The organism is Rathayibacter tanaceti, assembly GCF_009834165.1.
Lineage (GTDB): Bacteria > Actinomycetota > Actinomycetes > Actinomycetales > Microbacteriaceae > Rathayibacter > Rathayibacter tanaceti.
The window spans coordinates 1,179,553-1,204,604 of the sequence record NZ_CP047186.1 but is presented as its reverse complement, the minus strand read 5'-3'; the positions used below and the strand labels follow the sequence as shown (position 1 = coordinate 1,204,604).

Sequence of the window (25,052 nt, the reverse complement as noted above, 5' to 3'; positions counted from 1 at the left end):
GGGTCAGGAGGCGGAGGCGAGCTGCAGGGTCAGGGAGTCGACTCGTGCGGCCACGACCGCATCGGCCGCCCACCGCTCGCCCAGGCGGGCGATCAGGGCGCCGAGCGCCTCCTGATCGAGTCCCGGTCGTAGGTGCAGCACGACGACGAGTTCCGGCCCGGTGAGCCGCTGCGCCGGGTCGCCCGCGCGGACGTCGAGCGACGCGACGATCGGCTCCCCCGCCGCGCCCGCGCGCAGCGCGTCGATCACGTCCGGGTCGTCCGCCGAGGGACGCCAGTCGCCGCCCTCGGCGATCGACCACAGCGCCGGACGCCGCACCGCGAACTCCCGCTCCGATCCCGGGTCGAGGACCATCACCTCGGTGCCCTCCGCGACGGCGGCCAGAGCCGCGCGGCGGCCGTCCACCGGGACCGGACGGGCGAAGGGGTCCCACCGCCGCATGCTGTCGACTCCGCTGAAGACGGGGAGGACCGTGCGGCCATCGGGGCCCGCCACCGTGACGATCGCGAGCTCCTGCGTCTTGTCCGCCCGAAGACCCGCTGTCCCCTCGCCTTCCTCGCCGACGCGGGCGACCAGGGGGATGAGCAGCCTGGACGTGCGCAGCGCGTCGATGACGGCCTCCGGACCCCGCGATCCCTCGGCGAACTCGTCGAGCGCCGCGACCAGCGCCTCCGGAGCGCTGCCGTCATCGGCCGGCGCCGCGCTCGGTTCGAAATGCCGGCCGGCCCACGGAGCCCCCGCGGAGTCGGTCAGGTGCGCCGGGAGCGGCCGGGGCTCACTCGGATGCGACATCCAGCGCCTCCGCGAGCGTGAACGCGCCCGCGTACAGCGCCTTGCCGATGATGGCGCCCTCGAGGCCCTGCGGGACGAGATCGCGCAGAGCAGCGATGTCGTCGAGGTTCGAGACCCCGCCCGAAGCGATGACCGGTCGGTGCGTGCGCGCCATGACCTGCTCGAGCAGCTCGAGGTTCGGACCCTTGAGGGTGCCGTCCTTCGTGACGTCGGTGACGACGTAGCGGGTGCAACCCGCCTCCTCCAAACGATCGAGGACGTGCCAGAGGTCGCCGCCCTCCTTCGTCCAGCCGCGGGCCGCGAGGGTGGTTCCGCGCACATCGAGGCCGACCGCGATCTGATCCCCGTACTGAGCGATGACGCTCGCCGCCCACTCCGGGTTCTCGAGAGCCGCCGTACCGAGATTGATCCGCTTGGCGCCGGCGCTCAGTGCCGACTCGAGGCTGCGGTCGTCGCGGATGCCGCCGGAGAGCTCGACGTTGACGCCCTTGACCTGGCGGATCACCTTCTTCATGATGCCGTGGTTGTCGCCCCGGCCGAAGGCGGCGTCGAGGTCGACGAGGTGGATCCACTCGGCGCCCTGGTCGGCCCAGTCGCCGGCGGCGTCGATCGGGTCGCCGTAGTTGGTCTCGGTTCCCGCCTCGCCCTGGGTGAGTCGCACGGCCTTGCCGCCGGCCACATCGATAGCGGGCAGGAGGACCAGGCCCGGGGCCTTCGTGAACTCGCTCATCGTCATCCTCAGTCTCGGATCCGCTGCCGGCCGCGGGAGGCGCCGACCACCGGCCGATCCTAGTTCGTGCGGAGGGTGCCCAGCCAATTGGCGAGTAGGCGCAGCCCGGCAGCGCCGGACTTCTCGGGGTGGAACTGCGTCGCCGAGAGCGGCCCGTTCTCGACGGCCGCGATGAACGGCCCGCCGTGCTCGGCCCAGGTCACCGCGGGCCGGGGGAACGGCGGCATCACCTCGAGCGACCACTCCCGCGCACCGTAGGAGTGCACGAAGTAGAAGCGCTCGTCGGCGATCCCCTCGAACAGCAATGAGCCCTCGGGAGCGGAGACGGTGTTCCAGCCCATGTGCGGCACGACCTCCGCCGGCAGGAGATCGACCGTTCCCGGCCACTCCCCCAGCCCCCGGCTCTCGACACCGCGCTCGACGCCGCGCTCGAAGAGCACCTGCATCCCCACGCAGATCCCCAGCACAGGTCGCCCGCCGGCGAGCCGCGTCTCGATGATCTCGCCTCCGCCCGCACGGGTGAGGGCGGACATCACCGCGTCGAAGGCACCGACACCCGGCACAAGGAGGCCGTCGGCCTCGAGCGCGCGCCGACGGTCGCCTGTCAGCTCGACGTCCGCTCCCGCGAGCTCGAGCGCCTTGACGGCCGAGTGCACATTGCCCGAGCCGTAGTCGTAGACGACGACCGACGGGCGGGCCGGGCTCACAGAGCGCCCTTGGTCGACGGAACGCCGGAGACGAGCGGGTCCAGCGCCTTGGCCTGGCGGAAGGCGCGCGCGAAGGCCTTGAACTCGGCCTCGGCGATGTGGTGCGGGTCGCGTCCGCCGAGCACGGTCACGTGCACGGTCAGACCGGCGTTGAAGGCGATGGCCTCGAAGACGTGACGGACCATCGAGCCGGTGAAGTGCCCGCCGATCAGGTGCAGAGCGAAGCCCTCCGGCTCGCCGGTGTGCACGAGGTACGGGCGCCCGGAAATGTCGACGACAGCCTGGACCAGTGCCTCGTCGAGCGGGACCAGCGCGTCGCCGAAACGCGAGATCCCGGCCTTGTCGCCGAGGGCCCGACGGATGGCGGTGCCGAGCACGATGGCGATGTCCTCGGCCGTGTGGTGGATGTCGATCTCGATGTCGCCCTGTGCGCGAACCCGCAGGTCGGTGAGCGAGTGCTTCGCGAAGGCGGTCAGCAGGTGGTCGAAGAACGGCACGCCCGTCTCGAGGTCCGCGACGCCGGTGCCGTCGAGGTCGAGCGAGAGCTCGATACGCGACTCGCTGGTGGCGCGGCTGAGAGAGGCTGTGCGCCCGGGTGCGGCGCTCGGGGGGGTCATGCCCCCAGTCTATTCGCGCGCGAGGACCGCTCCCGGGAGAGCGCTCACTCCCGGGAGAGCGCCACGGCCGCGGCCGCCGCCGGCGCCGGCAGCGAGCCGAGCGCCTCCAGGAACGCCGTCGTCTCGGCCTCCGTGCCGGCGCTGACGCGCAGGTGCCCGGGTATGTCGACGTCCCGGATGAGGACTCCGCGGGCGAGCAGCCCCTCGAAGACGGCCGCCGGATCCTCCACTCCGCCGAAGAGGACGAAATTGCTGCCGGTCGCGTGCGGACGGTACCCCAGCTCTCGAAGGCCGGAGACCATGCGGTCGCGCTGCTCGATGATCTCGCCGACCATAGCGAGCATCTCCTCGGCGTGCGCGAGCGCCGCGGTCGCCGCGGCCTGCGTCAGCGCGGACAGGTGGTAGGGGAGCCGCACCAGCCGCAACGCGTCGACGACGGCGGGGTCCGCCGCGAGGTAGCCGAGGCGGACGCCCGCGAAGGCGAAGGCCTTGCTCATCGTGCGTGAGACCACGAGGCGCGGCCGACCGGGCAGGAGGCTGAGGGCCGTCGGCGCCTCGCGCCCGGCGAACTCGGCGTACGCCTCGTCGACCACGACGACTCCCTCGGTAGCCTCGTAGACGGCCTCGATCGTCGCGAGATCGAGCGGCGTGCCGGTGGGGTTGTTGGGTGCGCAGAGGAACACGATGTCCGGACTGACGCGTCGGACCTGCTCCGCCGCGTACGCCGCCCCGATCGCGAAGTCGGCCTCACGCTCGACAGGGATCCACTCTGTGCCGCTGCCGGACGCGAGGATCGAGTACATCGAGTAGGTCGGCGCGAAACCGAGCAGCGAGCGGCCCGGTCCGCCGAAGGCCTGCAGCACGTGCTGAAGAACCTCGTTCGACCCGTTCGCCGCCCAGACGCCGTCAGCGGTGACCCCGTGGCCGAGGTACCCGGCAAGCGCCTCGCGCAGCTCGCGGAACTCGCGATCCGGGTAGCGGTTGACCGTGCGGAGCGCCTCAGCGACGCGTTCCACGATGTCCGCGATCACTCCGTCGGGAATCGGATGCGTGTTCTCGTTGACGTTGAGGGCCACGGGCACGAGGGCCTGCGGGGCACCGTAGGGGTGCTTACCCCGGAGATCGTCGCGGAGGGGAAGGTCATCGAGTGTGGTCACCCCGAGATGCTATCGGGGGGCACGACGCGAACTCGAGGGGCCGACCCGCTCAGCGCCCGGTCTCGTAACGTGCCGGGATCGCGAGGCGCTGACCCGGCTCGAGGCCGGCGCTCGAGAGCTGGTTGAGAGAGAGGATGTCGTCGACCACGTCTCGGGGATCGTCATGGGGAGCGAGCTCCTCCGCGAGCGACCAGAGCGACTGCCCCGCATGCACGGTGACGTACTGGAACTCGACTCCGGCGGGGTCGCCCGACGCCACCGCTCCGCCTCCGTTGAGGCCGAAGACGAAGGCACCCGCCACGATCGGCAGAGCCCCCAGAATCGCGACGACGGCACGGCCGCGCCGCGTCAACCTCAGGTGCGTGCGGGCGACGAGCGCACCCTCTTCGAACGACGGCGTCGCGAACGCGGGCTGCGCCGTGCTGGAGTGCAGCGTGGTCATGAGCTGTGCGGTCATGTGATCGCTCCTTTCACCAGGATCCGGGGTGGCCCTCGGCCGGGAGGGCCACCCCGAACGCCTGTACCGAACATATCTTCGAGTCACGCGTTCGTCAAGTGACGTGCACGCGGCATCCGTACTAGACCTGCGGCGCGACACACTCGAACGAATGTTCCGCTCCGCGGCTCCCGACGGATACAGTTTCGAGAGCCTGGTTGCAGTACAGCAGCGACCACCGACATTCGACGTCGGCTCGTGACCGGGCGGGCGCGCACGCGGCGTGCGCGCCGAGAGAGGGAGCATCGTGAGCGACGCGCAGAGGGCCGGGACCTCGGCCGCCAAGACGAAGTCGGCGGCAGGCCGGCGCCGAAAGAATCTGAGTGCCAAGCAGCTCGCGATCCTCGAGGCGATCCAGCGCTCGGTGTCGAGCCGCGGCTACCCGCCGAGCATGCGCGAGATCGGCGACGCAGTCGGGCTCGCCTCACTCTCGAGTGTGACCCATCAGCTCAATCAGCTCGAGCTCAGCGGCTACCTCCGCCGCGACCCGAACCGCCCGCGCGCTCTCGAGATCCTGATCGATGTGCCGAGCTCGACCGAGGACGACGGGTCCTTCGAGTCGACGGCGACAGTCGGCGACGCGGCGATGGTGCCGCTCGTCGGGCGGATCGCCGCCGGTGTGCCGATCATGGCCGACCAGCAGATCGATGAGGTCTTCCCGCTCCCCCGCCAACTCGTCGGCAAGGGCGAGCTCTTCATGCTCAAGGTGGTCGGTGAGTCGATGATCGACGCGGCCATCTGCGACGGCGACTGGGTCGTCGTCCGCTCGCAGCGCACCGCCGAGAACGGCGAGATCGTTGCGGCCATGCTGGACGGCGAGGCGACCGTCAAGGTGCTCCGCCAGCGCGACGGCCACACCTGGCTGCTTCCCCGCAACTCCAACTTCGAGCCGATCCTCGGCGACGAGGCCGAGGTGCTCGGCAAGATCGTCGCGGTCCTGCGCTCGGTCTGAGCGGCCCGGACGAGAACGGGGTCGATCGGCGTGTAGCCGACCGACCCCGTTCTCATCGCCCCTCCCCTCAGACCGCCGCGGTCTGCACGAGCGAAGAGCGTGCAGCGGCCGCCGCGATGACCATCGCCCGTAGCGACGCGACCGTCTCGGCGTAGCCGCGCGTCTTCAGACCGCAGTCCGGGTTGATCCAGAGCTGGCGAGCCGCGATCGATGCCAGCGCGGTGGCGACGAGCTCGGAAAGCTCTTCACTGCCGGGAACCCTCGGCGAGTGGATGTCGTACACCCCCGGGCCGATCCCCCGCGCGAAGCCCGAGCGCTCGATGTCGCCGACGACCTCCATCCGCGAGCGCGCCGCCTCGATACTCGTGACGTCCGCGTCGAGCCTGTCGATCGCGTCGATCACCACGCCGAACTCGGAGTAGCAGAGGTGCGTGTGGATCTGGGTCGCCGGAGCGGCTCCCCCGGTCGCCAAACGGAACGCACCGACCGACCACTCCAGGTAGTGCGGCTGAGCCCCCGTCTCGAGCGGCAGCAGCTCGCGCAGGGCAGGCTCGTCGACCTGCACGATTCGGATCCCGGCCTGCTCGAGATCGGCGATCTCGTCCCGCAGCGCGAGAGCGACCTGATCCGCCGTCTCGGCGAGCGGCTGGTCGTCGCGCACGAACGACCATGCGAGGATCGTGACAGGCCCGGTCAGCATGCCCTTCACCGGCCGATCGGTGAGTGACTGCGCGTACCGAGACCACTCGACCGTGATCGGCGCGGGGCGGGCGACGTCCCCCCACAGCAGTGAGGGCCGAGTACACCGGCTGCCGTACGACTGGACCCATCCGTTCCGGGTGACCGCGAATCCGTCGAGGTTCTCGGCGAAGTACTGCACCATGTCGTTGCGCTCCGGCTCCCCGTGCACCACCACGTCGAGGCCGATCTCCTCCTGGAGCCGCACGACCCGTTCGATCTCGGCGCGCATCCGCTCGACGTACTCGCCGGACGAGAGGGCTCCCCGACCCGCCGCCGCCCGCGCGGTTCGGATCTCGCGGGTCTGCGGGAACGAGCCGATCGTGGTCGTCGGCAGCACGGGAAGGCCGAGCGCTTCCTTCTGCGCCGCTCGGCGCTCCGGGGCCGGAGCTCGGTGACGGTTCTCGGGCACCAGGGTCGCTGCGCGGCTGCGGACGGAGCCGTCCCGCACTCCAGGCGCGTTCCGCCTGTCCTCGAGGGCGGCGGCCGCGGCGGCGAGCTCGCTCCCGATGGCACCGCGTCCCTTCTGCAGCCCCCGGGCGAGCACCGCGATCTGCTCGACCTTCTGGTCGGCGAAGGCGAGCCAGGAGGCGAGCCGCGGGTCGAGGTCCGGCTCGTCGGCGACGTCGTGGGGCACATGGAAGAGGGACGTGGAGCTCGAGACCGCGAGGTGGGCGGCGATCGGCCGCAGCGCCTCCGCCCGCTCGAGAGCGGCTGACAGGTCACCGCGCCAGACGTTGTGACCGTCGATCACCCCCGCGACGAGCACGGTGCGGTCAAGACCGGGAACGTGCTCGGGGGCGGAGCCCTTGACCAGGTCGAGGCTCACCGCCTCGACACCGGCCGAGACGAGCACCGGGAGGGCGTCACCGAGGCTGCCGTACGGCGCGGCGACGAAGATCGCGGGGCGATCCTCCGCCTCCGACAGCAGTGCGTAGGCCTCCTCGGCGGCGGCCAGCACTCGTTCGCGGGAGACACCGAGCGACTCGGAGACCAGCGCAGGCTCGTCGAGCTGCACCCAGTCGGCGCCGGCGGAGCGGAGCCGGGCGATCAACTCCCGGTAGACGGGGAGGAGATCGGCCAGGCGGGACAGCGGCTCGAAGCCCGCGGGCGCCCTGTCGCTCGGCTTCGCGAGCAGGAGGTAGGTGACCGGTCCGACCAGCACGGGACGCGTCCGGAACCCCGCTGCACGCGCCTCCTCGACCTCGCGCACCCGACGGTCGTCGGCGAGCGAGAACGCGGTCTCCGGTCCGATCTCGGGAACGAGATAGTGGTAGTTCGAGTCGAACCACTTCGTCATCTCGAGCGGTGCGCGCTCGCCGTCCCCTCTCGCGAGGATGAAGGACCCGGCGAGGTCGACAGCGCCGTCGACCACGAGATCCGCGAAACGCTCAGGGATCGCGCCGACCGCGAGCGTCGTGTCGAGCACCTGGTCGTAGAACGAGTGCGCCTCGGGGATCGACGAGTCGTCACGACCGAGTCCGAGGGAGTGCAGACGCCGGCGAGTCTCGCTGCGCAGGGCGGCGGCCTCCACCTCCAGCTGGTCGGCGGTGATCGTGCCCGACCAGAAGCCCTCGACGGCCTTCTTCAGCTCGCGACGGCGCCCGATGCGGGGGTAGCCGAGGACGGTTCCGGTCGGGAAGGCAGATGTCGTGCTCATGCGGTTCGCTCCTGGAGTGACGGGGTGGATGGAGGGAGGGCGGTCGGGCGGGACGTGGAGCCGGGCAGTAGCCCGCTCTCGGCCAGCACGGCCAGCACCGGCTCGTGACGGTTGAAGGCGTAGAGGTGGACGGCCGGCGCGCCGCCGTCGACGAGTGTGCGGACGAGTCGGGCGGCGTGGTCGACTCCGATGCGGCAGCGTGCCTCGTCGTCGGGCTCAACATCGAGGGCGATCGCCAGCTCGGCCGGCACGTCCTCCCCGCTCAGCTCGAGCATGCGGCGCAGTCGAGCGGGGCTCGTCACCGGCATCACGCCCGGAACGATCGGCATGCGCAGACCAGCAGCACGCGCGCGATCGACGAAGCGAAGGTAGTCCTCAGCATGGAAGAAGAGCTGGGTGAGAGCGAAGGACGCGCCCGCCGCCTCCTTCGCGAGCAGCACATCGATGTCCTGGGTACGCGAGCGGGAGCGAGGGTGCCCGTTGGGGAACGCCGCGACCGCGACCTGCGCGTGCGGCCGAGCGGACACCTCCACCCGTTGGGCGTGGGGCAGGCCGGGCACCGGCAGCGCTCCATAGGGCTCCCGCTCGGCCTGGACCCGGTGGATGAGCTGCACCAGCTCGGCGGCGCTGCCGAGTTCACCGAGGAACGGCTCCCCCTCGGCAGCGTCGGCGGGAGGGTCGCCGCGCAACGCGAGGAAACGGGTCACCCCGGCCTCGAGGAACTCGCGAACCAGGCGGCTCGCCTGCGCAGGAGTGGAGCCTGCGCAGGTCAGGTGCGCGAGCGCCTCGGTGCCCGTGTGCTCGCGCACGTACCGCAGGATGTCCAGTGACGCGCCTCGCGAGGAGCCTCCTGCACCGTAGGTCACCGACACGAACGAGGGTCCGGCCGCGGCGAGCCGGTCGACGGTCCTCGTCAGTGCGGCAGCACCCCCGGACGTCCGCGGCGGATAGATCTCGAACGAGAAGGGGACGCTCGGACACGCGGGATCCGCAGCTGTCCCTGATCGGTGCACTGACACGGCTGTGCCCTCCGTTCCTCGGCCCGGTCCCCGCGAGGGGTCGGCTGGGTTCGGGCGGGTGCCGGGCTCGGCTGTCGCTCCGTGCGCCGGATGGCGCCTCGCGGATCAGAGTAGGAAGGCAGCGGGGTGGCGTCGAGGTCCATGACGATCTGTGAACCGGCGTGACGCCGTGTGTCGCGCCGGGATGCACGAAGCGCCCGCCTCGACGAGACGGGCGCTTCGAGTGCGGATCAGGCCTCGACTGCCGCGGGCGGCGCGGCGAATCGGGCGAGGGAGCCCGCGAGATCGGCGTGCACGAGGGCGCTCACTCGCGTGCCGCCCTCGACGTACTGCGTCGAGAGGATCCGGCCGCTGCGGTGGAGATTCGAGATCACGTCACCGCGGTCGTAGGGCACGAGCAGATCGATCTCGACGTCCGGCTCGGGCAGGATCCCGGCGATCCTCGCCTCCAGCTCGTCGATCCCCTCGCCGCTGCGCGCCGACACGAAGACCGCGTCCGGGGCGAGCCCCCGGAGCACGAGGCGCGTGCCCTCGTCGACCAGGTCGGCCTTGTTGAAGGCGATGATCTCGGGGATGGTACGCGCACCGACCTCGCCGATCACGTCGCGGACCGTGGCAATCTGCCCCGCGGGGTCGGGGTGCGACGCGTCCACCACGTGGACGATCACATCGGAGTCGGCCACCTCCTCGAGCGTCGAGCGGAACGCCTCGACCAGCTGATGCGGCAGCGCGCGGACGAAGCCGACCGTGTCGGCCAGCGTGTACAGGCGTCCGTCACTGGTCTGCGCCTTGCGGACGGTCGCGTCGAGGGTCGCGAACAGGGCGTTCTCGACCAGGACGCCCGCGTGCGTCATCCGGTTGAGCAGGCTCGACTTGCCCGCGTTGGTGTACCCGGCGATCGCCACCGACGGGACGGAGTTGCGCTTGCGATTGGCGCGCTTCGCCTCCCGGGCCGGCTTCATCGCGGTGATCTGCTTGCGCAGCCGCGCCATGCGCGTGTGGATCCGGCGGCGGTCGAGCTCGATCTTGGTCTCACCGGGACCGCGCGAGCCCATGCCTGCGCCGGCGCCGACCTGACCGCCGGCCTGGCGGGACATCGACTCGCCCCATCCGCGGAGTCGAGGGAGGAGGTACTCGAGCTGCGCGAGCTCGACCTGCGCTTTGCCTTCGCGGCTCTTGGCGTGCTGGCTGAAGATGTCGAGGATCACCGCTGTACGGTCGATCACCTTCACCTTCACGACGTCTTCGAGGGCTCTGCGCTGGCTGGGGGCGAGCTCGGTGTCGGCGACCACCGTGTCGGCGCCGAGCGCCGCGACGAGGGCTGCGAGCTCCTGCGCCTTGCCCTTGCCCAGATAGGTGCTCGGGTCGGGGTGCGGGCGCCGCTGCAGCAGCCCGTCGAGGACGGTCGCCCCAGCGGTCTCGGCGAGGGCGGCGAGTTCGTGCAGAGAGTTCTCCGCATCCTCGAGGGAGTTCTGCGAGTACACGCCGATCAGGACGACGTTCTCGAGTCGCAGCTGACGGTACTCGACCTCGGTGACGTCCTCGAGCTCGGTGGAGAGGCCGGCGACGCGACGCAGAGCTTGCCGGTCATCGCGATCGAACTGCTCGCCGTCGCTGTTCTCGCCCTCCTGGCCGGTGCTCTGCAACGCCTGGGCTCCGCCCGCGACGAAGCGCGAGTACCCTGCCGACCGCGACTGCGCGTTCGCCAGGACCCTCGAGACGACGTCGACGCCCTCGGTCGTGCCGGTCTCGTTCAGGTCTTCCGTCATCCGGATAACACTAACTCCTCAGGTGTTGATAGGTTCACTTCTCATGGCCGCCGAGCACTACTTCTCGAGTACTCCTGACGGTGATCTCAAGCCCCGCAGGATCCCGGTCCGCCTGGCCGGTCGCGACCTCGAGGTCACGACGGCCGGAGGGGTCTTCAGTCCCGGCCACCTCGATCTCGGCACCCGTGTCCTGCTGAGCGCTGTTCCGGATGCTCCCGCCGACGGCGACCTGCTGGACCTCGGCTGCGGCTGGGGGCCGATCGCTCTCGCGCTCGCCCTCGGCTCCCCCGACGCCCGGGTGTGGGCGGTCGATGTCAACCAGCGTGCGCTGGAGCTCGTTCGTCGCAATTGCGACGAACTCGGCATCTCTACCATCAACGCGGTGCTGCCCGAGGATGTTCCCGAGGACATCAGCTTCCGCACCATCTGGTCGAACCCGCCGATCAGGATCGGTAAGGAGGAGCTGCACCTGCTGCTCGAGCGCTGGCTTCCCCGCCTCGAGGAAGGGGCCGACGCCTGGCTCGTCGTGCAGCGCAACCTCGGCTCCGACTCGCTCCAGAGCTGGCTCGAGCAGGCGTTCACAGGACGACTCGACGTCGAGCGCTCCTCCTCCGCGAAGGGCTTCCGGGTCCTCCGGACCACCCGACTCGACTGAAGCGGCGTCGGCCGGTCAGTCGATGCGGATGGTGCCGGTGAAGACGAGCTCGGCCGGGCCGGAGAGGCCGACGTGCTCGCCCTCCTCGGTGGCGAACATGCTGACGCCCAGCACGCCGCCCGGCACCTCGACGCGCCAGGACTGAGGCGCACGGGCCCCTGCCCAGTAGCGCACGGCCAGGGCCGCCGCGGCCGCACCGGTGCCGCAGCTCAGCGTCTCGCCGCTGCCGCGCTCGTGCACCCGCATGCGGATGCGGCCGATGCCGTCGTGCACGAGGGGCTCACCCGGCACCACGAACTCGATGTTGGCGCCGTCGGCCGGCTCGGGCTCGAGCTGCGGGATGTAGGTGAGGTCGGCCGAGTCGAGTTCCTCGTCGTTGCTCAGCGCCACGACGACGTGAGGGTTGCCGAGGTCGATCCCGAGACCCGGACGCGCGACCTTCAGCTCCTTCGCCCGGACGAGCGGCTCGCCACCGGCGAGCTGCCAGCGTCCCAGGTCGACCTGGAAGCCGGCGCCACTGCGGGTCACATCGCGGACCCCGGCACGGGTGCCGATGGGCAGAGTGTCGCCGGGTTCGAGGGAGGCGAGACCACCGGCGAGGAGGAAGGCGGCGTACACGCGGATGCCGTTGCCGCACATCTCGGCGACCGATCCGTCGGCGTTCCGGTAGTCCATGAACCACTCCGCCTCGCTCTCCTCCGCGAGCGCGACGGCCCCCTCGGGCAGTGCTCGCGAGCGGACGGCCCGGATCACTCCGTCGGCGCCGACGCCGAAATGGCGGTCGCAGATCATCGCGACCTGCGCGGGCGAGAGCTCGACCTCACCGTCGGGGTCGCTGTAGAGCACGAAGTCGTTGCCGGTGCCCTGGCCCTTGGTGAAGTGCAGCTCGATGGTCATGGCGCACAGCCTAGCGAGGAGCCGCAACGGCGACCTGGGCGGCGGCGCGCGCTCGCGCCGCGAGGTCGGGGGCGTCGTACGGGAGGCGGTGCGCGCCCGCGTACCGCCGGAACCAGCTGTTCTGCCTGCGGGCGTATCGGCGCGTGAGCGCCTGGGTGGCCGCTATCGCCTCCTGCTCGGTCAGATCGCCCGCACGCTGTGCCAGGGCCTGGGCGTAGCCGATCGCGCGGCCCGCGGTGACGCCCCGCTCGATGCCGCGAGCGACGAGACCCTCGACCTCCTCGAGCATGCCACCGGCCCACATCCGTTCGACGCGGCGGTCGAGGCGCCGCACCAGCTCGTCGCGCGGCGCTTCGAGGAGCAGGATCGCCGCCGACCGCCACGCGAGGGGGTCGTCGGACATCAGGCCGCTGTGCGTGCTTCCGCCGTTCAGCTCGGCGATCTCGAGGGCTCGGATGATCCGCCGCGCGTTGTGCGGGCCGATCCGCTGGGCGACGGCGGCGTCGATCCTCCGCAGCCGCTCCGTAAGGACGCCGAGGCCCTCCCGTTCCGCCGTCTCTTCCAGCCGTCGGCGGACCTGCGGGTCGGTTCCGGCGAAGGAGAACTCGAAGAGGACGCTCGAGACGTAGAGTCCGGAACCGCCGACAAGGATCGGCGTCCCACCCCGCGCGAGGATCCCCTCGATCGCGGCCCGCGCCTCGCGCTGGTAGCGAGCGACCGAGGCCTCCTCCGTGACGTCGAGCACGTCGAGCAGGTGGTGCGGCACGCCCCGGCGCTCGTCAAGCAGAAGCTTGGCGGTGCCGACGTCCATGCCGCGGTAGAGCTGCATGGCGTCGGCATTGACGACCTCGGCCGACCCGCCGTCCGCGCACACCGACTCCGCGAGGTCGAGGGAGAGCTCGGACTTACCCGTACCGGTGGCGCCGACGATCGCGATCAGCTGGGGAACGCGAGCCGCAGGATCAGCGCTCGCCATCGGCGGCGTCGTAGATCGGCGTCGTCAGGGTGCTGCTGCCGCGGACCCGGAGCGACGGCAGACCGAGCGAGACCCGGGGGGCGCCGGGCGCACCGACAGTTGCGGGCGCTCCGCACGACTCGGTCTGCGCGCGATCCCAGGCGTCGCCTGCGCGCGTGCGACGGATCGTCAACGGCGCACCGTCCGGCGAATCGGCCAGCAGGTAGAAGGGCGCAGCGCGAGTGACGAGCACCGAGACGACATCGCCGGGGCGGGGCCGCTCGGAGCCGGTCGGCACGTCGAAGTGGACGAGGCGGCTGTCCTCCGCCCGCCCGCTCAGCCGACGGGTCTCGGTGTCGCGGCGGCCCTCGCCCGTAGCGACGAGGACCTGGACCTGGCGGCCGACGACCGCGCGGTTCTCTTCTTCGCTGATCGCGTCCTGCAAGGCGACGAGGCGCTCGTAACGCTCTTGCACAACGGCCTTGGGGATCTGGTCGGGCAGGCCCGCTGCGGGGGTGCCGGGTCGGATGGAGTACTGAAAGGTGAAGGCCGAGGCGAAGCGCGCCTCCGCGACCACGCGGAGCGTCTCCTGGAAGTCCTCCTCGGTCTCGCCGGGGAAGCCGACGATGATGTCGGTGCTGATGGCGGCATTCGGGATGCGCGCCCGAACGCGGTCGAGGATCCCGAGGAAGCGGTCGGAGCGGTAGGAGCGCCGCATCGCCCGCAGGATGCGGTCGGAACCGGACTGCAGCGGCATGTGCAGCTGCGGCATCACGGCCGGGGTCTCGGCCATCGCGTCGATCACGTCATCGGTGAAGGCGGCGGGATGCGGGCTGGTGAAGCGGATGCGCTCGAGCCCGTCGATGGTGCCCGCCGCGCGCAGCAGCTTCGAGAACGCCTGCCTGTCACCGAACTCGACACCGTAGGAGTTGACGTTCTGACCGAGGAGGGTCACCTCGATCGCGCCGTCGTCCACGAGCGCCTGGATTTCCGCGAGGACATCGCCCGGACGGCGGTCCTTCTCCTTGCCGCGCAGCGAGGGCACGATGCAGAAGGTGCAGGTGTTGTTGCAGCCGACCGAGATCGACACCCAGCCGCTGTAGGTGGAGTCGCGCTTGGTCGGCAGGGTAGACGGGAAGACGTCCAGTGATTCGAGGATCTCGAGCTGTGCTTCGTCGTTGTGCCGCGCGCGCTCGAGGAGGCTGGGCAGAGCGCCCATGTTGTGCGTGCCGAAGACGACGTCGACCCAGGGGGCTCGTTCGAGGATGACGTTCTTGTCCTTCTGCGCGAGGCAGCCTCCGACGGCGATCTGCATCCCCTCGTGCCGCCGCTTGACCGATGCGAGGTGCCCGAGGTTGCCGTACAGCTTGTTGTCGGCGTTCTCACGCACGGCACAGGTGTTGATCACGACGACATCGGCCTCCACCCCATCCGCCGGAACGTAACCGGCCGCTTCGAGGGAGCCGCTGAGGCGCTCGGAGTCGTGGACGTTCATCTGGCACCCGAAAGTGCGGACCTCGTAGGTCCGAGGCCGGGAGTCGGCGACGGAGGACGGGGCGGTACCGGGCGTGCTCATGGAGTGGGATTCTACGCGCCGTGCCGCGCCCTCCGGCCCGGGGACGCTCACCGGAAGCGGACGCCCGAGCCGGAAGAGCGAACGGTCTCGCGCACAACGCGCTGAACCAGCGCTCCCGCATAGCCGCGGCGGGCGAGGAAGCCCGTCAGCCGGCGCTCGGCGACCTCGTCCGAGAGTGAACGCAGGCTGGGAAGACGCTTGCGAGCCAACTCGAGAGCCGTACGGTACTCGTCGTCGCCGTCGAGCTCGTCGAGCGCCGATGCGATCGCGTCAGGATCGAGCTTGCGACTGCGCAGCTCCTGCTGGATGGAGGAGCGGCCCAGCTTCTTGCGGTCGCGCAGGGACGCGACGAGCTGCTCCGCCATCCGGAGGTCGTCGAGGTAGCCGAATCGGGTGAAGCGCTCGACGATGTCCACCGCGTCCTTCTCGGCGACGCCCTCGGTGTAGAGGCGGGCCTGGACCTCGGCGACCGAAAGGCTCTTGCGGGAGAGCCCTCGCACGATGCGGTCAGCGACCTGCTCGGGATCGATCTCCTCCCGCTCGACCTCGTCGGAGTCGACCCAGGAGGAATCATCCGGGGCGCCCTCTTCTCCGACAGCGTCGAACGCAGGTGCCCGCCGAGCGACGTGGGCCGAGAGCTCCGCGATCCGCTCCGAGGAGGCGAGGCCGGGCAGAGACCGTGCCTCGCCCTCACCGCCCGACCTCGGCGACGAAACGGCCGGACTCTCCCGGTCGACGGGATGCGCGGTCGCCGAGTCCTGATCGACCCAGGGCAGGAAGGCCACCGGACGACTCCCGGCTCCTTCCGTGGCCTCATCGGGCACGGGCTAGGCGCCCTTGCGTACGGGCTGCTTGGTCTCGATCGCGACCGGAGCGGCCTCGACGGCCGCGTTCGAGTCGGCGATCACGCCGAGCTTCACCAGGAGGCGCTTCTCGATCTCGGCCGCAACATCGGGATTGTCGATGAGGAACTGACGAGCCTTCTCCTTTCCCTGGCCGAGCTGGTCGCCGTCGTAGGTGTACCAGGCACCGGACTTGCGGACGATCTCGTGCTCGACACCGAAGTCGATGAGGCTGCCCTCGCGCGAGATGCCCACGCCGTAGAGGATGTCGAACTCGGCCTGCTTGAAAGGCGGCGCCATCTTGTTCTTGACGACCTTGACGCGGGTCCGGTTGCCGACCGCCTCAGTGCCGTCCTTCAGCGTTTCGATGCGCCGGATGTCGAGGCGGACCGAGGCGTAGAACTTGAGCGCCTTACCGCCCGCGGTCGTCTCGGGGCTGCCGAAGAACACGCCGATCTTCTCGCGCAGCTGGTTGATGAAGATCATCGTGGTGTTCGTGGTGTTGAGCCCACCGGTGAGCTTGCGCAGCGCCTGGGACATGAGCCGGGCCTGGAGGCCGACGTGCGAGTCGCCCATCTCACCCTCGATCTCGGCGCGCGGCACGAGGGCCGCGACCGAGTCGATGACGATCAGGTCGATCGAACCCGAGCGCACCAGCATGTCGGCGATTTCGAGAGCCTGCTCGCCCGTGTCGGGCTGCGACACGAGGAGCGAGTCGATGTCGACGCCGAGCTTCTTGGCGTACTCGGGGTCGAGCGCGTGCTCCGCGTCGATGAAGGCAGCGATGCCTCCGTTGCGCTGGGCGTTGGCGATGGCGTGCAGGGTGAGGGTGGTCTTACCGGAGGACTCGGGGCCGTAGATCTCGACGATGCGGCCGCGGGGCAGCCCACCGATGCCGAGTGCTACGTCGAGCGCGATGGAACCGGTCGGGATCACCTCGACGGGGGCGCGCTCATCGCTGCCGAGGCGCATGACAGCGCCCTTGCCGAACTGGCGGTCGATCTGGGCGAGTGCAGTCTCGAGGGACTTCTCGCGGTCGGAGGAACTGGGCATGGCCGTCTCGCTCTCGTGTTCGTGGTGGTGCCGCCTACAGGCTGTCGCGACATGCCGGTGGCTGTCGGAGTGACAGTGCCGGCCGGCTGCGACAAGACGGTGAAGCAGATCCGTTCAGGTGTCTCCGACGGTACGACCGACCACCGACATCGGGGCCGTGCGAGAGCGACTCCGTGGAGACGGAGCCGATCCTGCTTCTGTGGAGGAGCCTAGACCCGTTCGAACACGGATTCGAACACGGCCGCTCGGCGTGTCGAACGCGACTTCGGGACCGAACTCAGCGGTGCCGCTTCCTGGGATCCACCCCGTGCCAGCGCGACTGAGGAACATCGCTCGCGCGGCAGAGGGCGAGCCAGACCTCGCGCGGCTCCGTGCCGTCGCTGAGTGCGCGCTCGGCGGTGCGCCCGCCGAGTTCGGTGAGGACGAGGTCCGACACGAGGACGCGGGCGTACGCTCCGCCGAACTCGTCATCGACCAGTTGCCGGAACTCGCTCAGCCGCATGCCCCCACGGTAGCCGCTCGCCCGTGCTCTGCTCCGAAGACGACGAAGGGCGCCCGGCCTAAGCCTGGGCGCCCTTCGGGGGGAACGGGGTGCGGTGAGTGGAGGGAACGGGCGGCTACTGCGTGACGAGGTCCGCGTCGAAGCCGGCGACCATGTCGGCCGGGATGGTGTCGGGAATGGTGTCGATGCCCTCGATGACGGCGAGACGATCGCCGACCTCGCGCATGATCACCGAGATGGGGGTGTCGAGGGCGTCGGCGACAGATGCGAGGATCTCCGAGGAGGCCTCCTTCTGACCACGTTCGACCTCGCTCAGGTAGCCGAGCGCAACGCTCGCCTTGCTCGCCACCTGACGGAGTGTACGACCTTTCTGCAGGCGAAAGTCCCTGAGGACATCGCCGATCTCCTGACGAACTAGAACCACTGGACCCTCCTTCTCCACGTCAACCGCTTGTCGCGCACCTGCTCCGTGAGCACACGCCCGGCCAGGGAGGACGGGAGAGGTGATCGGGGGGCTGGGACGAGAGAACCGGATAGCTGTTCACTACCCGGTTCGTCTTGCGTCGACTCTAATACCGGATGACTGGACTTTGCGTGTGAGCGACACCAGTTGTAACCGGGCCGCAACGCAGCGCATTCCGCGCAGAGGCCGCGCGCGCCTGAGGATCCGCCTCACGCGGTCGGAGCGAGCGCTTCGCGGGCCAGGGCGAGGACTGCGACGACCGCCGCCGATCGGACGTCGGCTCGATCGCCGGCGAACCTGTGTTCGCGCACGAGCTCCTCGTTCCCCAAGACCGCGGCGACGAACACGGTGCCGACGACCGCGTCCCCCTGCGGATCCGGACCCGCAACGCCCGTCGTGGCGAGGCCGAGCGTCGGTTGTCCTTCGGCGGCGAGACGGGACGCGGCGCCCCGCGCCATCTGGACGGCCACGATCGGGTGCACCGGACCCTCCGCAGCGAGAAGATCGGAGTCGACCCCGAGGAGGCGGTGCTTGAGCTCGGTCGCGTAGCTCACCACTCCCCCTCGGAAGACCGCGGAGGCGCCCGGCACTTCCACGAGGGCCGAACTGAGCGCGCCACCGGTCAGGGATTCCGCGACCGCGAGGCCGACACCGCGCCGACGGAGCTCGGCGATCAGCTCCGGGGGCGTCACGGCCGCGCGCGTGCAGCGCGGCTCTGCCGAGCAGCATCGGCCAGGTAGTCGATCCCCGTCGCGATGGTGAGCACGACAGCGGCCGTCATCGTGATGCCGTTCAGCCAGTGCACCCACTCGCCGAGGACGACCCACAGCGGCAGAAGCGCGAGCGAGATCGCCACCGACTGCACGATCGTCTTGAGCTTGCCGCCTCGGGAGGCAGGGATCACCCGGTCGGAGAGCACGGCCATCCGGAACACCGTGATGCCGATCTCGCGCACCAGGATCAGCAGAGTGACCCACCACGGCAGCTCGGCGAGGAGGGAGAGTCCGACGAGTGCGGCGCCGGTCAGGACCTTGTCGGCGATCGGATCGAGAAGCTTGCCGAGGTCGGTGACGAGGCCGCGGCTGCGCGCGATGTGGCCGTCGATCCCGTCTGTCGCGATCGCCACGATGAACAGCAGCGCCGCTGCGATGCGCAGACCGCCGTCTTCTCCGTTGTCGGCCAGGAGAAGCCAGAAGAAGATCGGAGCGAGCAGGATGCGCACCACCGTGATCGCGTTGGGCAGGTTCCAGTTGCCCGAGCGGGCCGAGGAGGGTGCCGTGGGGGTGCTCATCGTGCTCCGCCGTTCGTGGTCGTGTCGGGAGCAGCCGGGGCGGTCACTCGCGTCCGGTCAGGCCCCAGGCGTCCTCGCCCGAGCCTTCGTCGTCGTGGTAGTCGGTGGCGACGGGCCCCGAGGGCTCTGCCAGGGGGTCTGCGTAGGGATCGGGCGCGACGGCGGACGGGGCCGAGGCCGCCTCGCCGGGCTCCTCGCCGCGCATCCGTGCCAGCACCCCCGGGAGCTGCTCGGCCGTGACCAGCACGTCGCGAGCCTTCGATCCCTCGGAGGGACCGACGACCTCTCGCGACTCGAGCAGGTCCATCAGGCGACCGGCTTTGGCGAAGCCGACACGGAGCTTGCGCTGCAGCATGGAGGTGGACCCGAACTGCGTGCTGACGACGAGTTCGGCCGCCGCCATGAGCAGCTCGAGGTCGTCGCCGATGTCCGAATCGATCTCCTTGCGCTGCGCCTGGACGGTGATGTCCTGGCGGTACTCCGGCTGCGCCTGCCGGGTCACGTGCTCGACGACCTTGGCGATCTCGTCCTCGCGGACCCAGGCGCCCTGCACCCGCATCGGCTTGTTGGTGCCCATCGGGAGGAACAGACCGTCTCCCTGGCCGATCAGCTTGTCGGCGCCGGGCTGGTCGAGGATGACCCTCGAGTCGGTGACGCTCGTCACGGCGAAAGCCAGACGGCTCGGCACGTTGGCCTTGATCAGACCGGTCACGACATCGACACTCGGGCGTTGCGTCGCGAGCACCAGATGGATGCCGGAGGCTCGTGCCAACTGGGTGATGCGGACGATCGAGTCCTCGACGTCGCGTGGCGCGACCATCATCAGATCGGCCAGCTCGTCCACGACGACGAGGAGGTAGGGGTAGGGCTTGAGCACGCGGTTGCTGCCGGCCGGCAGCGTGATCTCGTCGCCGCGCACCGCCGCGTTGAAGTCGTCGATGTGACGGAAACCGAACGACGCGAGGTCGTCGTAGCGCATGTCCATCTCCTTCACGACCCACTGCAGCGCTTCGGCGGCCTTCTTGGGGTTCGTGATGATCGGAGTGATGAGGTGCGGCACGCCGCCGTAGATGGTCAGTTCGACGCGCTTGGGGTCGATCAGCACCATGCGCACGTCCTGCGGGCGGGCCCGCATCAGGAGGCTCGTGATCATGGAGTTGACGAAGCTCGACTTGCCGGAGCCGGTGGACCCGGCGACCAGGAGGTGGGGCATCTTGGCGAGGTTCGCCACGACGTAACCGCCCTCGACGTCTTTCCCGACACCGATCGTCATCGGATGGGTCGAGGTGGTCGAGGCCGGCGAGCGCAGGACGTCGCCGAGCGAGACGATCTCGCGGTCGGTGTTGGGGATCTCGACACCGATGGCGCTCTTGCCCGGGATCGGCGAGAGGATGCGCACCTCGTTACTGGCAACGGCATAGGAGAGGTTCTTGCTGAGCGCCGTGACGCGCTCGACCTTCACGCCCGGGCCGAGCTCGATCTCGTAGCGGGTCACTGTCGGGCCGCGCGAGAAGCCCGTGACCGTGGCGTCGACGTTGAACTGCTGCAGAACCTCCGTGATGGCGCGGACCATCTCGTCGTTGGCGGCGGAGCGCGCCTTCGATGGAGTACCGGTCGAGAGGGCCGCTGCCGAGGGCAGACGATAGGGCGCGTCGTCCTCGAACGACGAGTCGAAGTCGGCCGTCGGGTCGACCTCGACGAGAGGCGCTATGGGGCCCGTCCCGATGACGGGTGGGACCGGCACGGCGGGCGCGACGTCCAGGTCGTCGAGGCGGATGACGTCGGTCGCGTCGTCATCGACCACCCCGGTGAGACCGCCGGCCGCCACGCTCGGACCGCGGCGCGCGAGCGCGGTCTCGGCATCGACGAGCACCTCGGTCGCGGTGGGCCGGGTGGGCGGATCGGCCGGCGCGTCACGCTCCTCCAGGGTGGTGTCGAAGCCCTTCGCTCGACCGCCCGGTCGCTTGGAGCCCTCGATCACCTCGGTGAAGGACTCGATGGGGAGCTCGGTCTGCGCTGTCGGCTCGTCCTCGCGACCGGATTCGGTCCGCCGCCACCAGGGCAGATCGCCGCCGTCCTGCTGCGCCTGCGCCTCCTGCTCCGCCTCCGCCTTGGCCGCGGCCTTCGCCGCCGCCCGCTCAGCCTTCAGGCGGGCCCTCTCCTCGTCGTCGAGCACGGGGGCGCCGAAGAGGTAGCCGTAGAGCTCGCGCGAGCGTGCGCCGACGCGGTTCGGCGGAGTCTTCGTGATGATGAACAGCGAGAGCAGGATGACGAGCGAGAGCACCACGGTGGCGCCCGGGACGGTCGCGATCGCCGCGAGCGGTGCGCCGACCAGCCAGCCGAGGACGCCTCCGGCCGCGGCCATCGTCTCGATGCCCTGACCGGGCTGCGGCTGACCGAGATGCGCGTGACAGAGGCCCGCCGAGGCGACCAAGAGGGCCGTCAGGCCGACGCCGATCCGGCCGTTGTCGTCGACCGAGCGCGGATGGCGGAACAGCCAGAGGGAGAAGAGGAGCAGCACCACCGGCAGCACATAGGCGACACGCCCGAAGACCCCGCCGAAGGTCCAGGCGTCGAGCACGAGTGCGACAGGATGCGTCGCGAGGAACCACTCGACCACGGCCCCTGAGATCGCGAGCAGAAGGAGGAGGAAGGGAACGCCGTCGCGGCGCTCCTCCTTGGCGAGCCGCTCGGGGCCGAGAGCGCGCGCCGCGCCTCCGGCGAGATGGGCGAGGCTCATCCAGACGCGGACCGCGAGGTTCGTGCGGGGCGCCGCCTCGAAGGCGACGGTGTTCGTCGAGGCGGCCGCCTTGCCCGAGCCGCGGCTGGATCGCGGCGCGCCGGAGCGTGGAGCGCTACTGCTGCGCCCGCGCGAGGTGGTCTTGGTACTGGTCGCCATGCTGCCACCGTACCCGCCGCCCCGGTCGAGACCGGTGACCCGCGCCGGAGGCGGCACAGCCTGGCCCAGACGGGCGCCTGTGGAGGGAGGCCTACCGCTCAGGCCTCGGTCGACCACCAGGATCTTGCCGTCGATCTCGAAGATCGTCCTGTTGCGACCGATCTCGCCCACGCCGCCGAGGGGGATGATGCGGAGGCTGCCGGGCGCAAGGCGGGGCGATCTCGGCACTGGGCATGCGCCCTCCCCTTCTCGGGGATCGTCGGACGTGCCGACCGAGCGGCGTCAGCGGGTGGTGCCCGCGACCTTCGGGAGCGCGCCGCCCGCCGCGGCGTTGCGGTCGGGGCGGAAGTTGCGGAAGTCGACGCCCGGGATGTCGCGGACCAGGCCGAGCTCATCCTCGATGAGGGCGGCCTCGGACTCCTCGGGCCCGACGAGCGGGAGTCTGACGCGGGGGGACGAGATCCGGCCGAGACCGTGGAGGATGTACTTCGCGGCGACGGTGCCCGGGACATGCGTCATCACGGCCCGCACGAGGGGCTCGAGCTGCTGGTGTGCGCGGGTCGCCGCGTGCAGGTCTCCGGCGTTCACGGCGTCGACGATCGTGCGGTAGGGCGAGGCGGCGATGTTCGCGGTCACGCCGATGAGACCGGTGGCCCCGATGGCGAGCTCGGGGAGCACGTTGGCGTCGTCTCCGCAGAAGTACATCAGGTCGGTCTGGTTCAGCACACGGCTGACCTCGGCGAGATCGCCCTTCGCATCCTTGACCGCCAGGATGTTCGGGTGCTTCGCCGCACGGAGGATCGTCTCGTAGCGGATCGGGACGCCAGTGCGCCCCGGGATGTCGTAGAGAACGACCGGCAGGTCGGTCGCGTCGGCGATCATCCGGAAGTGGGTCAGAATGCCGGCCTGCGTGGGCTTGTTGTAGTAGGGCGTCACGATCATGTTGCCGTCGGCGCCCGCCTTCTCGCTCTGGCGGGCGAGCTGCATGGCGTGCGCGGTCTCGTTCGATCCGCCTCCGGTGATGATTTTCGCCCGGCCGGCAGCGACGGAGCGACCGACCTCGACGAGGCGGATCTTCTCGGGGTCGGTGAGAGTGCTCGTCTCGCCGGTGGTGCCGGTCACCACGATGCCGTCGGCTCCGGCGGCGATGCAGTCGTCGATGTGCTTCTCGACTCCGGGCCAGTCGACCTCGCCGTCGGCGGTGAACGGGGTGACCAGCGCTACCAGGACCTGGCCGAAAGGATTCTCCGGAGTTGACACGCTGCCAGGGTAGCGGGTCGCTGCGTCGACCCCGGGAAGGGTCGGCGGCGGCGTCCGCGCCGCGGGTGGGAGAGGTGCGATCTGCAGGAGCGGGTGCGATCCGCCGGACGGCGTGCGATCGACAGGCGATGGGTGCGGGTGAGCGCTCTCCGCCGCTCGCTCGTCGTCGCGGAGGGGATTCCCCGCCCCGAGGGAGCCGGTCGGGCCGGCACCGCCGGTCGGCCTACGGAGCGACGCGGCCGTTGGCGTTGAAAGCGGCGTAGGTCAGGGGCATGAGCTCCTCGAAGCGCTGCTCCATCTGCTCAGCGGCCATCTCTATCTCGCGCTGCGGGAAAGAGGGGAACGTCGAGTCCTCGCGCTTGGTGCGCAACGAGAGGAAGTTCATCAGCGAGCGGGCGTTGAGCGTCACGTACATCGACGAGTAGATGTTCAGCGGCAGCACGATGCGGGCGACCTCACGTGCGACGCCCTCGCTGAGCATCCTCTGGTAGGCCTCGAACGCCTGGGTGCTCGCGCGGCGGGTCTCGGCGACGACGAGCTCGGTCTGCTCCGGAGTGCCCGGCTCGAACGAGTACGCGCCGGGCTTGCCGACCTGCACGAGATTGCGCTGAGGGCCGGGCACGTAGAAGACGGGGCGCAGCTCGCGGTACCGGCCCGACTCCTCGTTGTAGGAGGCGATGCGGTGTCGCATGAACTCGCGGAAGACGAAGATCGGGGCCTGCACGTAGAAGGTCATCGAGTTGTGCTCGAAGGGCGAGCCGTGCCGGTCGCGCATCAGGTAGTTGATCAGGCCGCGGTCGCGCTTGCTCTGCTTCTCGGCGTCCCCCTCCTCGCCGTCGAGGGCCTCGGTGAGCGTCTTCTCGCCCTGCGTCGAGACGCGGGCGGCGAAGAGGACATCGGAGTCGTGGGCGCTCGAGCGGACCAGCTCGACGACGACGTCGGAGCGGAAGACGGGGGCGTTCTGATCGGTGCTGGGGGTGCTCTGGTCGGTCACGGCTTCGACCCTAGGGCACCTGCGCGGCGACTCCCGACGTCACGATCGGGTGCGCGCCTGTCTGCGCGCCTAGCCTTCCTCCATGGAACCGGTGCCGATCGCAGCCTCCCTCGTGGCGCTCGTCATTCTCGGCACGGCGCTCGGCCTCCTGCACCGCCATGCGGCCGGACGCGTCTCCACTCGCTCGCCTACCGGCGAGGCGCCGATCGATCCGGGCGAGCTCGTCCCGGGTGCGCTGCTGGGCTCGAGCGCCACCGTGCTGCAGTTCTCGACCGAGTTCTGCTCCCGCTGCCCCGCGGTGCGGCGGATGCTCGCCGACGTCGCGCGGGAGCGGCCCGGAGTCGCGCACCTCGACGTCGACCTGACGCATCGGGCCGACCTCGCCGAGCGGTTCCGCATCCGGCAGACCCCGACCCTGCTCGTGCTCGATGCGGCGGGCATCCCGCGCAGCCGCATCGGCGGCCCGCCCGCCCGCGCCGTCGTGACCGCCGAGCTCGACCGACTCCAGGAGACGCAATGACCATCCCTCCCCCGTCCGGCACCGTCGACCCTCGCGGCCCGCGCTTCGCCGCCTCCCTCACCGCCGTCCTCCTGCTCGCCACGGTCGCACTCGGCCTCGCGGCCCCGAGCGGCGCGGGCCCGGCAGAACGTGCGCTGCAGCCCGGCTTCCTCCTCCTCGTCATCCTCGCACTGCTCTTCGCCTGGTCGGCGGCGCGTGGAGTCGGCTCGGGACCGTGGTCGGCGCTCTTCCGCCGACTGATCCGGCCGCGCCTCGCTCCGCCCCAGGAGTGGGAGGACGCCCGGCCGCCGCGATTCGCGCAGCTGATCGGGCTGGTCGTGACCGGGGTCGGCGTGCTGCTGCATGTGGCGGGCGTCTCCTCGGCCGTGCCGGTCGCCGCATCCGTCGCGTTCCTCGCCGCATTCCTCAACGCCGCCTTCGGGCTGTGCCTGGGCTGCGAGCTCTACCTCGTGCTCGCACGGGCCGGCCTGCTCGGGCGCTCGGCCGGCTCCCGGGCATGAGGCTCTAG

At 70.5% G+C, this 25,052-nt stretch carries 25 protein-coding genes; 4 read left to right on the top strand and 21 right to left on the bottom strand.

All coding sequences use genetic code 11. From position 1 onward, the window contains the following. Window positions 1–3: 3 nt before the first annotated feature. From GSU10_RS05700 to GSU10_RS05675, 6 genes are read right to left on the bottom strand one after another with little or no spacing between them, the layout of a single operon-like run. Window positions 4–792, bottom strand: coding sequence for an SseB family protein (locus GSU10_RS05700; RefSeq protein WP_068207495.1), 789 nt, complete (start codon window positions 790–792; stop codon window positions 4–6). After that, a complete protein-coding gene (gene priA, locus GSU10_RS05695; protein ID WP_068207599.1) occupies window positions 776–1,522 on the bottom strand; it encodes a bifunctional 1-(5-phosphoribosyl)-5-((5-phosphoribosylamino)methylideneamino)imidazole-4-carboxamide isomerase/phosphoribosylanthranilate isomerase PriA in 747 nt (248 codons plus the stop codon). The genes GSU10_RS05700 and priA overlap by 17 nt, the downstream gene beginning before the upstream one ends. A 59-nt stretch (window positions 1,523–1,581) precedes the next feature. Beyond that, complete coding sequence (gene hisH / locus GSU10_RS05690; protein WP_068207497.1) at window positions 1,582–2,229, bottom strand: imidazole glycerol phosphate synthase subunit HisH; 648 nt, start codon at window positions 2,227–2,229, stop codon at window positions 1,582–1,584. After that, on the bottom strand, window positions 2,226–2,846 hold the full coding sequence (hisB, locus tag GSU10_RS05685; RefSeq protein ID WP_068207500.1) for an imidazoleglycerol-phosphate dehydratase HisB: 621 nt from the start codon (window positions 2,844–2,846) through the stop codon (window positions 2,226–2,228). Before hisB ends, hisH begins: the two co-directional genes overlap by 4 nt. 44 nt (window positions 2,847–2,890) lie before the next feature. Continuing rightward, window positions 2,891–4,003 carry a histidinol-phosphate transaminase gene (locus GSU10_RS05680; RefSeq protein ID WP_068207503.1) on the bottom strand — a complete coding sequence of 371 codons (1,113 nt, stop codon included), beginning with the start codon at window positions 4,001–4,003 and terminating at the stop codon, window positions 2,891–2,893. A gap of 49 nt (window positions 4,004–4,052) precedes the next feature. Then, window positions 4,053–4,460, bottom strand: coding sequence for a LysM peptidoglycan-binding domain-containing protein (locus tag GSU10_RS05675; RefSeq protein ID WP_236713479.1), 408 nt, complete (start codon window positions 4,458–4,460; stop codon window positions 4,053–4,055). Between the two features lie 286 nt (window positions 4,461–4,746). Between GSU10_RS05675 and lexA the strand changes: the two genes are divergently transcribed. Further along, window positions 4,747–5,451: a transcriptional repressor LexA gene (gene lexA / locus GSU10_RS05670; protein WP_082844917.1), complete on the top strand. Its 705-nt coding sequence runs from the start codon at window positions 4,747–4,749 to the stop codon at window positions 5,449–5,451. Between the two features lie 67 nt (window positions 5,452–5,518). Here the strand turns inward: lexA and metE are convergent, their stop codons facing one another. The 3 genes from metE to hflX form a co-directional block, all read right to left on the bottom strand. Beyond that, window positions 5,519–7,849, bottom strand: coding sequence for a 5-methyltetrahydropteroyltriglutamate--homocysteine S-methyltransferase (gene metE / locus GSU10_RS05665; protein ID WP_068207506.1), 2,331 nt, complete (start codon window positions 7,847–7,849; stop codon window positions 5,519–5,521). Beyond that, entirely contained in the window at window positions 7,846–8,862 is a 1,017-nt protein-coding gene (locus tag GSU10_RS05660) for a methylenetetrahydrofolate reductase (protein ID WP_068207508.1), read from the bottom strand. The genes metE and GSU10_RS05660 overlap by 4 nt, the downstream gene beginning before the upstream one ends. 236 nt (window positions 8,863–9,098) lie before the next feature. After that, the gene (gene hflX / locus GSU10_RS05655) at window positions 9,099–10,637 is read right to left on the bottom strand and encodes a GTPase HflX (RefSeq protein ID WP_132505636.1); all 1,539 of its coding nucleotides are present in this window, start codon (window positions 10,635–10,637) and stop codon (window positions 9,099–9,101) included. Window positions 10,638–10,680: 43 nt separating this feature from the next. Between hflX and GSU10_RS05650 the strand changes: the two genes are divergently transcribed. Beyond that, on the top strand, window positions 10,681–11,292 hold the full coding sequence (locus tag GSU10_RS05650) for a class I SAM-dependent methyltransferase (RefSeq protein WP_068207510.1): 612 nt from the start codon (window positions 10,681–10,683) through the stop codon (window positions 11,290–11,292). Between the two features lie 15 nt (window positions 11,293–11,307). Here the strand turns inward: GSU10_RS05650 and dapF are convergent, their stop codons facing one another. From dapF to thyX, 12 genes are all read right to left on the bottom strand, one after another. Continuing rightward, window positions 11,308–12,189, bottom strand: a complete 882-nt coding sequence (gene dapF, locus GSU10_RS05645) for a diaminopimelate epimerase (RefSeq protein ID WP_068207512.1) — start codon at window positions 12,187–12,189, stop codon at window positions 11,308–11,310. A gap of 10 nt (window positions 12,190–12,199) precedes the next feature. Beyond that, window positions 12,200–13,165, bottom strand: coding sequence for a tRNA (adenosine(37)-N6)-dimethylallyltransferase MiaA (gene miaA / locus GSU10_RS05640; RefSeq protein WP_068207515.1), 966 nt, complete (start codon window positions 13,163–13,165; stop codon window positions 12,200–12,202). After that, window positions 13,152–14,720 carry a tRNA (N6-isopentenyl adenosine(37)-C2)-methylthiotransferase MiaB gene (gene miaB, locus GSU10_RS05635; RefSeq protein WP_132505633.1) on the bottom strand — a complete coding sequence of 523 codons (1,569 nt, stop codon included), beginning with the start codon at window positions 14,718–14,720 and terminating at the stop codon, window positions 13,152–13,154. Before miaB ends, miaA begins: the two co-directional genes overlap by 14 nt. 47 nt (window positions 14,721–14,767) lie before the next feature. Then, window positions 14,768–15,505 carry a regulatory protein RecX gene (locus GSU10_RS05630; protein WP_158286134.1) on the bottom strand — a complete coding sequence of 246 codons (738 nt, stop codon included), beginning with the start codon at window positions 15,503–15,505 and terminating at the stop codon, window positions 14,768–14,770. Between the two features lie 42 nt (window positions 15,506–15,547). Continuing rightward, on the bottom strand, window positions 15,548–16,615 hold the full coding sequence (gene recA / locus GSU10_RS05625; protein WP_068207518.1) for a recombinase RecA: 1,068 nt from the start codon (window positions 16,613–16,615) through the stop codon (window positions 15,548–15,550). A gap of 277 nt (window positions 16,616–16,892) precedes the next feature. Continuing rightward, on the bottom strand, window positions 16,893–17,117 hold the full coding sequence (locus GSU10_RS05620; protein ID WP_068207521.1) for a DUF3046 domain-containing protein: 225 nt from the start codon (window positions 17,115–17,117) through the stop codon (window positions 16,893–16,895). A gap of 115 nt (window positions 17,118–17,232) precedes the next feature. After that, window positions 17,233–17,541 carry a helix-turn-helix domain-containing protein gene (locus GSU10_RS05615; protein ID WP_068207524.1) on the bottom strand — a complete coding sequence of 103 codons (309 nt, stop codon included), beginning with the start codon at window positions 17,539–17,541 and terminating at the stop codon, window positions 17,233–17,235. Window positions 17,542–17,789: 248 nt separating this feature from the next. Then, a complete protein-coding gene (locus GSU10_RS05610) occupies window positions 17,790–18,272 on the bottom strand; it encodes a CinA family protein (RefSeq protein ID WP_132505630.1) in 483 nt (160 codons plus the stop codon). Further along, entirely contained in the window at window positions 18,269–18,871 is a 603-nt protein-coding gene (pgsA, locus tag GSU10_RS05605) for a CDP-diacylglycerol--glycerol-3-phosphate 3-phosphatidyltransferase (RefSeq protein ID WP_068207527.1), read from the bottom strand. Before pgsA ends, GSU10_RS05610 begins: the two co-directional genes overlap by 4 nt. 43 nt (window positions 18,872–18,914) lie before the next feature. Then, window positions 18,915–21,770, bottom strand: coding sequence for a DNA translocase FtsK (locus GSU10_RS05600; RefSeq protein WP_132505657.1), 2,856 nt, complete (start codon window positions 21,768–21,770; stop codon window positions 18,915–18,917). Window positions 21,771–22,052: 282 nt separating this feature from the next. Further along, entirely contained in the window at window positions 22,053–23,030 is a 978-nt protein-coding gene (dapA, locus tag GSU10_RS05595; protein WP_068207530.1) for a 4-hydroxy-tetrahydrodipicolinate synthase, read from the bottom strand. Window positions 23,031–23,253: 223 nt separating this feature from the next. Beyond that, window positions 23,254–24,024 (bottom strand): FAD-dependent thymidylate synthase, encoded by a 771-nt coding sequence (thyX, locus tag GSU10_RS05590; RefSeq protein ID WP_068207532.1) that lies wholly within the window; start codon window positions 24,022–24,024, stop codon window positions 23,254–23,256. A gap of 82 nt (window positions 24,025–24,106) precedes the next feature. On the opposite strand from thyX, the gene GSU10_RS05585 reads away from it, so the two are divergent. Continuing rightward, window positions 24,107–24,544, top strand: coding sequence for a thioredoxin family protein (locus tag GSU10_RS05585; protein WP_068207535.1), 438 nt, complete (start codon window positions 24,107–24,109; stop codon window positions 24,542–24,544). After that, window positions 24,541–25,044, top strand: coding sequence for a DUF4395 domain-containing protein (locus GSU10_RS05580; RefSeq protein WP_068207538.1), 504 nt, complete (start codon window positions 24,541–24,543; stop codon window positions 25,042–25,044). Before GSU10_RS05585 ends, GSU10_RS05580 begins: the two co-directional genes overlap by 4 nt. Window positions 25,045–25,052: the final 8 nt, after the last annotated feature.